Source organism: Desulfosporosinus shakirovi, from assembly GCF_020595055.1.
In the GTDB taxonomy this organism is placed as follows: Bacteria; Bacillota; Desulfitobacteriia; order Desulfitobacteriales; family Desulfitobacteriaceae; genus Desulfosporosinus; species Desulfosporosinus shakirovi.
This window is the reverse complement of sequence record NZ_JAJDOO010000005.1, coordinates 1-12,878: the sequence shown is the minus strand read 5'-3', so window position 1 is coordinate 12,878 and position 12,878 is coordinate 1. Positions and strand designations below refer to the sequence as shown.

The 12,878-nt window shown below is 40.4% G+C and carries 11 protein-coding genes and 1 riboswitch; of the genes, 9 read left to right on the top strand and 2 right to left on the bottom strand.

Features of this window, described 5'->3' with window-relative positions; all coding sequences use genetic code 11:
• Nucleotide 1: 1 nt before the first annotated feature.
• The 4 genes from LJE72_RS05985 (at nucleotide 2) to aguB (ending at nucleotide 4,936) form a co-directional block, all read left to right on the top strand.
• A complete protein-coding gene (locus LJE72_RS05985) occupies nucleotides 2–1,744 on the top strand; it encodes a hydantoinase B/oxoprolinase family protein (RefSeq protein WP_229246716.1) in 1,743 nt (580 codons plus the stop codon).
• A 72-nt stretch (nucleotides 1,745–1,816) separates the two neighbouring features.
• On the top strand, nucleotides 1,817–2,104 hold the full coding sequence (locus tag LJE72_RS05980; protein WP_229246715.1) for a hypothetical protein: 288 nt from the start codon (nucleotides 1,817–1,819) through the stop codon (nucleotides 2,102–2,104).
• Nucleotides 2,105–3,020: 916 nt separating this feature from the next.
• Complete coding sequence (locus LJE72_RS05975; RefSeq protein WP_229246856.1) at nucleotides 3,021–4,064, top strand: agmatine deiminase family protein; 1,044 nt, start codon at nucleotides 3,021–3,023, stop codon at nucleotides 4,062–4,064.
• Nucleotides 4,061–4,936: an N-carbamoylputrescine amidase gene (aguB, locus tag LJE72_RS05970; protein ID WP_229246714.1), complete on the top strand. Its 876-nt coding sequence runs from the start codon at nucleotides 4,061–4,063 to the stop codon at nucleotides 4,934–4,936. Before LJE72_RS05975 ends, aguB begins: the two co-directional genes overlap by 4 nt.
• A 165-nt stretch (nucleotides 4,937–5,101) precedes the next feature.
• On the opposite strand, the gene LJE72_RS05965 is transcribed toward aguB, so the two are convergent.
• Nucleotides 5,102–5,440, bottom strand: a complete 339-nt coding sequence (locus tag LJE72_RS05965) for a helix-turn-helix domain-containing protein (RefSeq protein ID WP_229246713.1) — start codon at nucleotides 5,438–5,440, stop codon at nucleotides 5,102–5,104.
• A 182-nt stretch (nucleotides 5,441–5,622) separates the two neighbouring features.
• Between LJE72_RS05965 and LJE72_RS05960 the strand changes: the two genes are divergently transcribed.
• The 3 genes from LJE72_RS05960 to mch all read left to right on the top strand — a co-directional run bounded on the left by LJE72_RS05960 (nucleotide 5,623) and on the right by mch (nucleotide 8,249).
• Complete coding sequence (locus tag LJE72_RS05960; protein WP_229246712.1) at nucleotides 5,623–6,000, top strand: response regulator; 378 nt, start codon at nucleotides 5,623–5,625, stop codon at nucleotides 5,998–6,000.
• Nucleotides 6,001–6,090: 90 nt separating this feature from the next.
• Entirely contained in the window at nucleotides 6,091–7,218 is a 1,128-nt protein-coding gene (locus tag LJE72_RS05955; protein ID WP_229246711.1) for an HD-GYP domain-containing protein, read from the top strand.
• Nucleotides 7,219–7,280: 62 nt separating this feature from the next.
• Complete coding sequence (mch, locus tag LJE72_RS05950) at nucleotides 7,281–8,249, top strand: methenyltetrahydromethanopterin cyclohydrolase (protein ID WP_229246710.1); 969 nt, start codon at nucleotides 7,281–7,283, stop codon at nucleotides 8,247–8,249.
• Nucleotides 8,250–8,352: 103 nt separating this feature from the next.
• Nucleotides 8,353–8,500, top strand: a riboswitch (cyclic di-AMP (ydaO/yuaA leader).
• 87 nt (nucleotides 8,501–8,587) lie between these two features.
• Here the strand turns inward: mch and LJE72_RS05945 are convergent.
• Nucleotides 8,588–9,163: a hypothetical protein gene (locus LJE72_RS05945; protein ID WP_229246709.1), complete on the bottom strand. Its 576-nt coding sequence runs from the start codon at nucleotides 9,161–9,163 to the stop codon at nucleotides 8,588–8,590.
• A gap of 256 nt (nucleotides 9,164–9,419) precedes the next feature.
• Between LJE72_RS05945 and LJE72_RS05940 the strand changes: the two genes are divergently transcribed.
• Nucleotides 9,420–10,787 (top strand): citrate/2-methylcitrate synthase, encoded by a 1,368-nt coding sequence (locus LJE72_RS05940; protein ID WP_229246708.1) that lies wholly within the window; start codon nucleotides 9,420–9,422, stop codon nucleotides 10,785–10,787.
• 216 nt (nucleotides 10,788–11,003) lie between these two features.
• On the top strand, nucleotides 11,004–12,743 hold the full coding sequence (locus LJE72_RS05935; protein ID WP_229246707.1) for a methyl-accepting chemotaxis protein: 1,740 nt from the start codon (nucleotides 11,004–11,006) through the stop codon (nucleotides 12,741–12,743).
• Nucleotides 12,744–12,878 lie beyond the last annotated feature (135 nt).

Genomic DNA, 12,878 nt, shown 5'->3' with positions numbered 1-12,878 from the left:
TATGAATGCCAAGTTGGATGAAGTTATTGAACGGGCAGTGATTGCTAACCGTATGGATACGATTACTAAAGAAATGGGCTACGCCTTAGAGCGGTCGTCTCGTTCACCTATCTTTGCGGAGGCTTGTGATTTTGCCTGTGGCATATGTAACGGGGATGGAGATTTAGTCTCTCAGATTAATGGCATACCGATTTTAGCTGCCGCTGGCACGTTTAGCATTAAAGAAGTGATTCGTAAATACTCGGGGCACGTTGAAGAGGGAGATGTCTTTATCATCAATGATCCTTATCACGGAGGAAACCATCTCCCGGATATTGGTATTATTACCCCGTTAGTTGTGGAGGGAGAGGTCCTTTTCTACTGTGTCAGCAGGGCCCATCACGGAGATATCGGAGGATCTGTTGCTGGTAGTTATAATGCCAAAGCAACTGAGATTTTTCAGGAGGGACTGCGTATTCCGCCGATTAAACTTGTAAGCAAAGGGCAGGTCTTTAATGAGGTTATGGATCTGATCACTCAAAATGTCAGAAATCCGCACATGCTTCAAAATGATTTATGGGCCCAAATAGGTGCTAACAAGATTGGAGTTGTTCGTTTAAGAGAGTTGCTCTCTAACTACTCTCCTACTCGGATAAAAGGGGCAGTGGGATATCTTCTGGATCATGCCGAAAGACTCACGCGTCAAGCAATTAAGGGTATGCCAGATGGTGATTATACGGGCGTAGAGTGGGTGGATGATGATGGATTTCAAACAAATCCCATTAAAATCAAGGTGACAGTTAAGATTAAAGGAGAGGAAATGATGCTGGATTTTGAGGGCACTGATCCTCAAGTCAAAGGCTTTGTCAACTCAGCATTGGTAACAAGTACAACTGCCGCTTGGATTGGTGCGCTTTGGGCGCTTGGTCCTGATATTCCTCGAAACAGTGGAGCTTTTCGAGCGATAAAGGTTCTTTTACCTGAGGGCAGTTTAGTTAATCCTCATGATCCGGCGCCAGTAACGTTAAGTACACTGACTCCGGCAAGTGAAATTATTAGTGCTATATTCCAAGCATTAGACTCCGTAGCAGGTGAGCGATTGCCTGCTGGTTTTGGACGTTATTGCGGTCCATCGTTTTATGGAATCGACCCTCGCAATCAAGAATTTTATGTGGGATTTGCTTTTTGTGCCTTGGGTTCAGGCGGGGGAATAGCGGGAAGGGATGGTTATCCTTATATGGCTCCATTGTCGAACTATGGGGGAGTTCGTGCACCAAACATAGAAGCCAATGAAATCCAATACCCGCATTTAACCTTGTGCCATGAAATCGAAATCGATAGCGCAGGAGCGGGCATGTGGCGCGGGGGACCAGGAATTCGTTATAGCATACAGTTTAATGGTGAACCCACAAATATTGTGATGTTTGGGGATGGGATGAAGGTTCCTCCGTTTGGTACAGCTTCAGGGCAACCCGGAAGTTTAACCCGTGTTGAATTGGCAACATTAGACGGAGAAAAAATTTCTCTGGCAAGTAAAGAGAGTGCGCGTTTGTTGCCGAAGGGGACCGTACTTACAGTAGTTTCCTCAGGCGGTGGAGGGTGGGGAGATCCTTGGCGGAGAGCCCCTGAGAGTGTATGGCAAGATTTCTTAAATGGAGTTATTTCTGCCAGCAAGGCCAAGCAGGATTATGGAGTCGTCCTATTTAAGGAAGGTGTGGATTGGGCAGCAACTTCTGAGCTTCGGTCAGTGGGTTATCAAATGTAAAGTGAGTTGGAAGCGGCTGAAAATTTTGTTATTATATAATTAATCGAATTATAAATGAGAGGTTGTTTTTATATGTTCAAAATTACTGAAAATTGTCTTGAAAAGAAGATTTTTACTGAGTACTTCAGCTCAGAGGCCAAAAAGGGTACAGAGGAATTTGAACGGCTTGTTAAGAAGTTTGAAGCTGAACCCCAGTATATATTCCGTATGCGAGACCACGATCAAGAAGTCTACTATATCGGATATTCAGATGATTGCACTCGCAAGAGTGGATTTGATCCGCTGGATATGTATGGGGAGTACTATGGGTGTATTGATATCCAATATTTAACTTCGAATGGTGAGTATGAAAGATTATAAGTCATTTGAGCAAAGAAATCCCCCATTGATTTGTGCAGTGCATGAATCAATGGGGGATTTCTTTGCTATATACTAGGAAACAAATATAACATTGATTAGGAGAAAATAGTTTATAGTTTGTTAATAAATTGTTTATATATATTCAAGACAATTAGTTTAGAATATATAGAGAGAACTTCCTTAAAAGGGGGAGTTGTTCCAACGAGTCTGGTATCAAGGCCTGATCCATGACGATAGTTGGATAACTGAGCGGTAAGTCTAGACGTGGACGTTGCCGTTCAGTGGTACATGCTGTTGCTCAAAGTTATCAAACGCTTCGTTACCGTCTTAAAAATGGTTAATTGAAAGAGAGGGGCTCGTATGGAAGGATTAGATTTTCTGCTAACTGCTATCTGTTTTTCGGTTTTAGGGTATGGATTATGCTATATGACTCTTTCAGTTAATCATAAATCTGAAACTAAAAAGGTTAAACCGGAAAATTCATTGCAAAGATAAGAATGATTGATTCAGAAGAGACTTGGTAAATGAACGATCAATACACATGAATAAAGAGAGTACGTAAGAATATTAACCGGTGCCTATAGACTGGACACTTCAAAAGAGCGTTTAGCCTGTAGGTGCTTTTTTGATTTGAGTTTGTCATTTGTATCAAAAGGTGACTGAATTCGTATTTATAATGCTTGACAGTTTTTAAATGCGAATAAATTGCTTGATATGAGTGAAATATGTATAAAGATCTATGCGTAATTTTGACAGGAAGCTTCATTATATTTCTGATACTGAGACAACAGCAAGAATTACAAATTATGATTCTGAAAATAGTATTGCCAAAACCGGGTTGTAAAGGCTATATTCAGTATAGTGTTGAGGCAGAATGCTAAAAGTTACAAATTTAGAATATGAGGGATTATAAATGTTGTATCCAATTAAGTTAAACTATAAGATGCCGCCGGAGTGGATCAAGCATGGGCGTACCTTTATTTCATGGCCAATAAAAGCCTCTATGTGTTACCCTGAGGATTATGATGCTGTTTGCAAGGGCTATATAGAGATTATTCAAGCAATAGCTGAATTTGAGCAGGTAACGGTCTTGGTGAGTTCAGAGGATTTGGGGAAGTTTTCAAGCATATTTCATGGTGAACAGATTGAACTCTTGACTATTGAGCATAATGATGCGTGGCTGAGGGATAATGGACCTACATTTCTTGTCAGTGATGGTGGGGATGTGGCAGGGGTTAATTGGAAGTTTAATGCTTGGGGCGGCAAATACTCCCCGTGGGATTTAGACGATCTTGTAGCCACGAAAATCTTAGATCATGTCGGAGTAAAACGATTTGATGCCCCTCTGGTTATGGAAGGAGGCTCCTTCCATGTGGATGGAGAAGGTACACTGCTGACTACTGAGCAGTGTCTCTTAAATCCAAATCGCAACCCTGACTTAACAAGAGGACAGATTGAAGTTGAGTTAAAGAGATTTCTCAATATCCAGAAAGTGGTCTGGTTAAAAAAAGGACTGGATGGGGATGAGACTGATGGGCATGTAGATAATCTTGCCTGCTTTGCAGCTCCGGGTAAAATTCTGCTTCAGATTTGTGATGATCCTAAGGATGAAAATTATAGGATCACCAAGGAGAACCTTGAAATATTAAAAAAGGAGACGGACGCCAAAGGAAGGTCCTTTGAAATTATACCTATTCAACAACCTCCTAAAATGTATGATCCGGTTTCTAATGAACGTTTAACCTTGAGTTATTTAAACTTTTACTTTGTTAATGAAGGAATTATTCTGCCGATTTTCGGAGGAAAGGCAAAAGTGTCTGATGAGTTAGCGGTACAAATGTTGAGCCAAACATTTCCTGAAAGGCGGATCCGTCCAGTTAATGGAATGGGGCTTATTCGAGAGGGCGGAAATGTTCATTGTGCAACTCAACAGATGCCAGCGAGGAGGAATCAAATGTGAGAAACGTCAAAGTTGCGGCTACTCAGATGAGTTGTACTGAGAGTATCGAAGAAAACATTGCTAAGGCGGACCTCTTAGTAAGGGAAGCTGCTGCAAAGGGTGCTCAGATTATCTTGTTGCAAGAGTTGTTTGAAACCCCGTATTTCTGTCAAAAAGAAAAATCTAAGTATTATACCTATGCCACAGAGCTAGAGCAGAATCAAGCGGTAAAGCACTTTAAAAAGGTAGCTGTAGAGCTTCAGGTAGTGTTGCCGATCAGCTTCTATGAGAAAAAAAACTATGCCCGTTATAACTCTCTGGCCGTCATTGATGCTAATGGAGAGGTGCTGGGAAAGTATCGCAAGAGTCATATTCCAGATGGCCCGGGGTATGAAGAAAAGTTCTATTTTAATCCAGGAGATACAGGTTTTAAAGTCTGGAATACGCGTTTTGGCAAAATTGGTGTCGGAGTCTGTTGGGATCAATGGTATCCTGAAGCTGCCCGATGTATGGCTCTGATGGGTGCTGAGTTGCTTTTTTATCCGACAGCTATTGGTTCAGAGCCCCAAGATGGATTGATTGACTCCAAAGAACATTGGCAGACCTGTATGCTTGGGCATGCGGCAGCAAACCTAATTCCAGTAATTGCTTCTAACAGAATCGGAGTTGAGGAGGACGATGATTCCAATATCACGTTCTATGGATCTTCCTTTATTGCGGGTCCGCAAGGGAATAAAGTTATTGAAGCTGGCCGTACAGAAGAAACCGTGCTTGTTGCTGAATTTGATTTGGAACAGCTAGAGATTCAACGACTTGAGTGGGGGATTTTTCGAGATCGTCGACCTGATTTATACAAAACTATTTCAACCTTTGATGGTGAATTGAAAATTTAATGTGATTAGTCGTGATATTGAGGCCCCGGTTAGAAAAACCGGGGTTTTTTTGTGTACTAGTCAGAAAAGTATCACCTCCTATTGTTCAATACTTTCTGGAGGCATAAATACCTAAGTGACTTGGTTTTAACATTACGAGATTATGATAAAGGGTAACATAAGTGTTCAAGCCGACTCACTGGTAGAAACGAAATAGGCCATGGCTACTTCATATAGAAAATTAATTGATTTAGGATTTTTCCCAGCCAAGAGAGCATTGAGCTTTTTGAGTGTTGGATCAGAATCAGCTGAAGTAGTATAGAGCAAAACAGTAGGCTCAACTTCTAGGGCGATGCCTATTCTTGCTAATAGGTCTAGTGAAGGAGCTCGGAGACCGCGTTCCAGATAACCTATATAGGAACTACTGACGTTAACCAGTTCAGCAAGTTTTTCTTGTGTGAGGCCCTTTGTCTGGCGGAATAAGCGTATATTTTTTCCAGCAACCTCTTGAATATTGTTAGACACACTATCACCTCTCCCTCCAATTTTATGTTAGTCGCCACAAACATCTTACCGACTGTGTGTACTTAATTATGTTGAAAAAGGCGACATATAGTTATACAATATGAAATTAGTAGTCTGTAATGTGTAGCGATAATAAGTCCAGCAGTTAAAGAATGAATATTTAATAGATAGGAGGAAGCAAATTGTCGGGATATATTTTAGTTGTCGATGACCAATTTGGGGTCAGACTTCTTATCCATAAGGTTTTAGAGGAATCAGGCTATAACGTAAAAGCAGTGGCTAGTGGCTCGGAATGTCTGAATCTTGCGCTCTCATTAAACCGCCCATCTCTTATTCTATTAGATCAAAGAATGCCGGCAATGACAGGGCTTCAAGTATTATCTCAACTTAGCCAGGATGATCTGGCTAAGGATATTCCAGTAATTATGATAAGTGCAGAAACTGATTTGGAGGACCTCGCGCGATGTTTTGGTGTGCAAAATTTTATAAGTAAGCCTCTGGACTTAAATGTTTTGCTTAAAACTGTTCAGGAAACTTTAGCAGGAGCGAGCTTGGGATAGATCAACATTGCAGGGACTAATAGCATGTTGTGGCTGAAAGTTATAATTTTTAGTTTCTAAGGTAGCTTTGCATGGATCTGGAGGTATTCTATGAATGTAGTTCTTGAAAAACTACCACCAGGATTATTTTTACAGAAACTGGCACCTGTGGATTTGTTTGATACCAGTGGTCTTCTTTTATTAACAAGAGGGCAGCTAATAACAGATAGGATCAGGGAACGATTGGGAAGAAGTGAGGTTTACACTTTAATATCTGAGAAAGATCATGTCAATTCATCCGGTACTGAGTTAAAGACTTTTTCAAGAGATCTTTATTTTGACATTGTAGGTTCAATATGGAGTATTTATCATGATACTGGGCTCATTACATCGGAGCAAATAGCCCAAACGATGGTTCTTATAGAGTTGATTATTAGGGAAATAAACGGTAAATGGATGTGCATAGATAATGATTCTCTGCGAGTGGATTTGGCTAGTTTAAAAGAACATGACTACTGTACTTTTGTACATGCAGTTAATGTTGCTATCCTCTCTATAATAATTGCAAGTAAATTAGGCTATCAGGGGCAAGGCCTAAGGTATCTGGCAATGGGGGCAATCCTTCATGATATTGGGAAGATTAAAGTACCCTGTGAAATTTTAAATAAACCTGGGTTATTAACTAAAAAGGAATTGATCATTATTAAGCGGCATCCTATTGAGGGAGAGAAAATGTTGCATAATACAGATGTTTCGCCAATTATATTAAATTCGGTAAGACTGCATCATGAACGGTGGAGTGGTAATGGATATCCCGATGGAATTAGTGGATCACGAATCCTTCTTGATGCCCAAATTATTGCGATAGCAGATGTTTATGATGCTCTAACGGCAGATCGACCTTACCGTAAAGCACTTCCACCTTATCATGCTCTTGAAATGATTTTAACCATGGAAAACGATTTTAATCCAATAGTGGTCACTGCATTTCGTAATTCTTTAAATCTTTATCCTAAAGATACTTTGGTAACCTTAAATACTGGGGAAATGGGTGTAGTTGTTGCTGTGCCGACCAATTTCCCTACGCGTCCGCTTGTGAGGCTTATGTTTGATTGCAATGGGAAATATTCAGATAAAGAAATTTATATAGATTTAATGAATGAGTTGACGTATTTTATTAAGAGTCCTTCATTTATAATTGGAGATCAATCGCTAATTCGAGAGGGTGAATTTATATAAAATGTACTAAAAAGGGATAAGATAAAGGCATGTTAAGAGAATGATAGAAAAGGAAGAATAGCATGTCGTTTCCAAATATACAACAATCCAAACTGAGTCCAAACCGGCAAGCATTTCCTTTAGTTAACAAATTCATCCAAAAGAGAAAACTTCTAAGGGTTGGGGTCAAAAAGCAAAATGAGGTAACTGTAATAGACTGCGGAGTTCAGGTACAAGGCAGTTGGGAAGCTGGCGTCTTGTTTGCTGCAGTCTGCCTCGGCGGGTTGGCACAGGTTAAAATACATTGGTTAGACTTTAGCGGGTTTCGCTGGCCAACGGTTGAGGTTGTTACAGCTCATCCGGTTCAAGCTTGCTTGGCGTCTCAATATGCTGGCTGGCCCATCCAAAATGGCGATTTAACAGCGATGGGTTCCGGACCGGGGCGTGCCATTATTCATCAGGGCATTCTGTATGACAGGACTGGTTACGAAGATTATTCAAAGATGGCTGTTATGTGTCTGGAAAGTGAGGAGCTCCCAACTGCGGAGACAGTCCAATACTTAGTAGAAGAATTAGGGTGTGAGCCTAAGGATCTCTATATTTTGGCAGCTCCAACCGCGTCTCTGGCGGGTTCAGTTCAGATAGCTGCACGGGCCTTGGAAACGGGTTTATCTAAGCTTGCTGTACTGGGGTATGATTCAGAAAGGATAGATTCCGGCTGGGGAACTTGTCCGCTTCCTCCTGTTGCACGCAGTAACCTCAATGCTTTGGGAAGGTCAAATGATGGGATCTTTTATGGTTCTACAGTACTTTATAATCTTAAAGATAATGATGAAACCTTAGATTCGTTAGTAAACCAAATTCCGTTCTGTTTTTCTCGGGAATATGAACGGCCTTTTATAGAAATATTTGAGGAATATGGGGACTTCTATAACATCGATCCCTTGGTATTTAGCCCTGCCGAGGTATGGTTATGTAACTTGAATAGTGGGCATTCTTTTCATGCTGGGGTCTTACGTCCGGATCTTTTACGCAATTCATTTGGGATGTAAGATCTTCTGCCTAAAGATAGACAGAAGATCTAAATCTTGCAATTGACTAGATCGAATAAAGTATGATAAAATTCAATTTATTCTAAGAAAATCGAAACTATATAGTTCTCTATCGCTTAATTCAATTATTGATGCGGAGAAACCAATTCCTGAGTGAATCCTTCGCGATGTGTTTTCAAATTTGCGAAGGTAGGGTTCCTTTTTAATCCGAATCCGTCAGCTAACTTCGTAAGCGTTGAAAGGGAGGAAACAATGACATGATCTAGCTTTGCTTTGCAATCTATAGGTTTAACTGGCTGGGACCTTTGACAATAGTCGGGGTTTTTCTTAATTTAAGGTCACTTAAGTAAGTGGTGGGTATTTAAATACTTTAAAATGTTTTCTTTCTCACTAATTTCGACGTGAATTAGAGGTTGTTGTCTTCCTGCAATAACACCGGCCCATTTAAGATAAATTGTTTGTTTATAGGATTTATGAACAATAGGATCAGCATAGCTTAGGCTGATGATGATAAAATGGGGATGGATATTGGTTTCGTCTGATATTTTGTCTTTGAGGCTGAGAAGTAAACTTGTGGTTGTATCCCTGGGAATATCATTTACAACGGTATAATCGTCAATAAGAATGGGCTTTTGTAACAACTGTTGCTCAAAAACTGTGGTCCTGCTTGAAAGAGTTGTTGCTGGATGGGTTCCAACGTTCTTAAATTTGAATTCGAATTCAAAACTTGATTCCTTTGTAAAATGAAGTGAAGGAGATTCGATAAAGGTTAAATATGGACGTGCCGCTTCACGCTGTATTTTCCAGGTCGTAACAGAAATATATACAGAAATCAGAGAAACGAAGGCAAAGATCAGAGTGGATATTGTGACAACGGAGCCTGACCAATTCCAATTTTTAAAGTTCCAAGACATACTTTCCCCCTTAGTCTGAACATGTTATTTAGTTAATATATATTAATTAATTAAGCGGAAAATTCATTTGCTTTCCAATAAGAAAGCTGTCTTAACATGCGGAGTTTACGTGAACCTATAAATGGGTTATAGTTCAAGCGGCTCAGGGGCTAGAATAGGCATTGAGGATAACCTTGTATATTATAATACAGAATCCACAATGACTATATTACGATAGGCACTTAAGATATTAAATAACTCTAGAAAGGGAGATTATATGAATTATGTTAACATGAACCTGTCTGAAGAGAATACTTTGACCAAGTTAAGCAGAATGGCTGAAGAAAGTGGTTTTATTAAACCTGAATTATATCGGAAATACGAAGTAAAGCGGGGGTTGCGTGATTTAGATGGAAAAGGGGTACTTGTTGGCTTAACAGAGATCGGTGAGGTCCATTCGTATATTATGGATGAAGAGGAAAAGGTTTCTGTCCCAGGACGTTTAATATATCGAGGTATAGACATCAGAGATATCGTAAGGGGTTTTATTGAAGATAATCGCTATGGGTTTGAAGAGACAGCCTACTTGTTGCTTTTTGGAAATTTACCAGATCTGAACGCACAAAAGGAATTTAAACTACTCCTTTCACAGTATCAAAGACTTCCGGAAGATTTCACTCGCGATGTTATCCTAAAGGCACCAAGCAAAGATATTATGAACACGCTGGCAAGAAGTGTATTAGCATTATATTCCTTTGACGAAAATCCAGATGATACATCTATGCAAAATGTTTTAAAGCAATGCCTAAGGCTGGTAGCTTGTTTTCCATCCTTGGCAGTTTACGGATATCATGCCTTAAGCCATTACCATGGAAGCCAAAGTCTTTATATCCATAGTCCCCGGGCCGATTTAAGCATTGCCGAGAACATCCTGGCTATGTTGAGACCGGATAGCAGTTATACTCAGTTAGAGGCAACATTGCTGGATCTGGCACTCGTTCTTCATGCTGAGCATGGTGGCGGGAATAACTCTTCATTTGTCACTCATGTTGTTACTTCTACCGGCACGGATACCTATTCAACTATGGCGGCAGCGATTGGAGCACTTAAAGGGCCGCGACATGGAGGAGCCAATATTAAAGTTGTTCAAATGTTTGATGATATGAAAGAAAAATTGAAGGATTGGGAGGATGACGAGGAGATAGAGCAATACCTTACCCGCATCCTCTCCAAGGACGCCTTTGATCGTACTGGCTTAATCTATGGAATTGGACATGCTGTATACTCAATATCGGATCCGAGGACAGTAATTCTTAAAGGGTATGTCTCTCAACTGGCTCAAGAAAAGGGACTGGAAGATGAATTTAAGCTCTATGCCAAGGTTGAGAACTTAGCGCCTCAGGTTATTTCAAAATTCAATACAATGTATAAAACTGTAAGCGCCAATGTTGATTTCTACTCGGGTTTTGTATATAAAATGCTTAATATCCCACTGGAAATGTTTACACCGATTTTTGCAATTTCCAGAATCGTTGGTTGGAGTGCGCATCGCATCGAAGAAATTGCTAACAGTGGAAAGATTATTAGACCAGCTTACAAAAGTGTAGCTCCCAGACGAAGTTACCTTAAGATGGATGAGAGATAGAAGGATGCACCGACAATCAATTAAAGTGTGGTTCCCCTGGGAATCACCTTTTTTATGTAATTGTACTAACGCTGAAATAGAGACTATTATCTATTATAATTATAAAGTTAATTAAGAGACTTAAAAAGCCGTTTTAATTACTTAAGAATAGAGGATATTATCCTTTTTTGTTGAAATATAATACAATCTAGATTAAAAGGAAAATGAGGCGATGATATGGATACTAAGCTTGCCAACCCAAAGTCTAATATAAGCTATGGGGTCCGAATTAAATTATTGTCAGGTTTTTTTGTAGTCTTACTGTTAACCTTACTTGTAGGGGGCGTGGGTTACTATGGTGTCTATAAGATCAATCTTGAAGCAGAAGATTTAGGGGGGCATTGGCTAAAAGCGACTAGTGCCTTAGCAGTGGTGATTGAGGATACAGAAGACACCCGACGCTATCTTATGGGGGGATTTCTGATGCGTTCAGAAGCCCAAGCCTTTCTAGACTATAAAAACCAATTTGTAATAGCGAAAGCGAAATGGGAGTTGGATTTTGCTGAGTATAATAACTATGTAACATCTGTTGATGGAAAAGCAAGCAGTGAGAAAATGAGAAAATCATTTAATGCCTACATAGAGGATGCTGAGAAGGTTTGGATGTTAACTCAAGAAGGTAAAGATGTTGAGGCTAGACCCATATTGACTCAAACAAGCAAGGCTAGTTTTGAGCAGTTGCTTAAAGATATGGAAGCTCAGATGGTCTATATGGACGATGGAGGGGCAGAAGCTACTCATCATGCTCAGACTACGAAAAACTCTGTAGTAAGGCTTCTTATGATTTTCGTGATACTTGCTTTAATTGTTGGGGCAGTTTTAGCAATTATGCTTGCCCGACATATAAGCCGCCCTCTTGTTGCAGTGACACAGGTTGCACAATCTGTAGCAGATGGGGACTTGAACGTTGAGGTTCCAGAGATTAAGAATAAAGACGAAATCGGTATATTATCTATCGCTGTCGGTGAGATGGTGCAATCTTTAAGAGCAGTTATTGGAGAAGTTCTAACACAGTCAGAGAGTGTGGCTGCAACCAGTGAGGAATTGTCGGCTGCCTCAGAACAAGCTACAGCATCAAGTGAGCAAGTTGCTGAAACGCTTGGTCAAGTTGCAGCGGGTTCAACGAATACAGCGGTTTCTATAGGGGATATTGTAAAAGTCATTGACCAATTGTCGGCTAATGCTCAACAAGTCGCAGAAAATGCTGAGACGGTTAGTCAAAGTAGCGAAAAGACAGCTCAGGCGGCGGAATTGGGAGCGCTTCAATCGGAAAATGCAGTGCAAAAAATAGAAGCAGTTCGGGAGGTTTCAGCTCAGTCAGCCGAAGTAATTTCTCGGTTGGGTGATGAATCAAAACAAATTGGGCAAATTGTTGACGTGATCAGAGGAATTGCCGATCAGACTAATTTATTAGCTCTTAATGCAGCAATTGAGGCCGCTAGGGCGGGAGACCAAGGACGAGGATTTGCAGTTGTCGCTGAAGAAGTGCGTAAATTGGCGGAACAGTCCTCAGCTTCTACTGTTGAGATTGCAACTCTCATTGAAAATATCCAGCGAGAGGCGGAACATGCTGTTGGAGTGATGGATAAAGGGAAGGTTGAAGTTGCTGCAGGGGTTGAAGCAGTTAATTTAGCCGGGAATTCCTTCCGAACCATTGTAGAAGAAGTTAACAAAGTTGTTGAACAAATTCAGCTGATTACTGAAGCTTCACATCAAATGGCCAGTGGGACCTCCGCAGCGGTCAAAACAGCCGAAAACATTGGTGTTACTGCTCAGCAAGCGGCTGCCAGTACACAAGAGGTTGCTGCAACTTCAGAGGAACAAGCTGCCACAATGGTATCAGTAAGTCAATCTGCAGAAGCCTTAGCTCAGCTTGGAGAAAGACTGATGAATGCCGTTGTTAAATTTAAGCTTTAACAAAAACTTAATTATTTATAAAAGCATATCCGACCCCTTAATAAAAAAGGGTCGGATTTTTAACGTTATTTTTACATTAACGGCGTTTGTCAAGTTAGTTGTCGTTTAACTCCAAAATTGTATATAAGTTAAGAG

What these genes read in the sequence shown, in the direction of transcription:
- LJE72_RS05935 (WP_229246707.1), top strand. Translation starts at nt 11,004, where the DNA reads ATGGATACTAAGCTTGCCAACCCAAAGTCTAATATAAGCTATGGGGTC.
- LJE72_RS05945 (WP_229246709.1), bottom strand. Translation starts at nt 9,163, where the DNA reads ATGTCTTGGAACTTTAAAAATTGGAATTGGTCAGGCTCCGTTGTCACA.
- LJE72_RS05940 (WP_229246708.1), top strand. Translation starts at nt 9,420, where the DNA reads ATGAATTATGTTAACATGAACCTGTCTGAAGAGAATACTTTGACCAAG.
- mch (WP_229246710.1), top strand. Translation starts at nt 7,281, where the DNA reads ATGTCGTTTCCAAATATACAACAATCCAAACTGAGTCCAAACCGGCAA.
- LJE72_RS05955 (WP_229246711.1), top strand. Translation starts at nt 6,091, where the DNA reads ATGAATGTAGTTCTTGAAAAACTACCACCAGGATTATTTTTACAGAAA.
- LJE72_RS05980 (WP_229246715.1), top strand. Translation starts at nt 1,817, where the DNA reads ATGTTCAAAATTACTGAAAATTGTCTTGAAAAGAAGATTTTTACTGAG.
- LJE72_RS05985 (WP_229246716.1), top strand. Translation starts at nt 2, where the DNA reads ATGAATGCCAAGTTGGATGAAGTTATTGAACGGGCAGTGATTGCTAAC.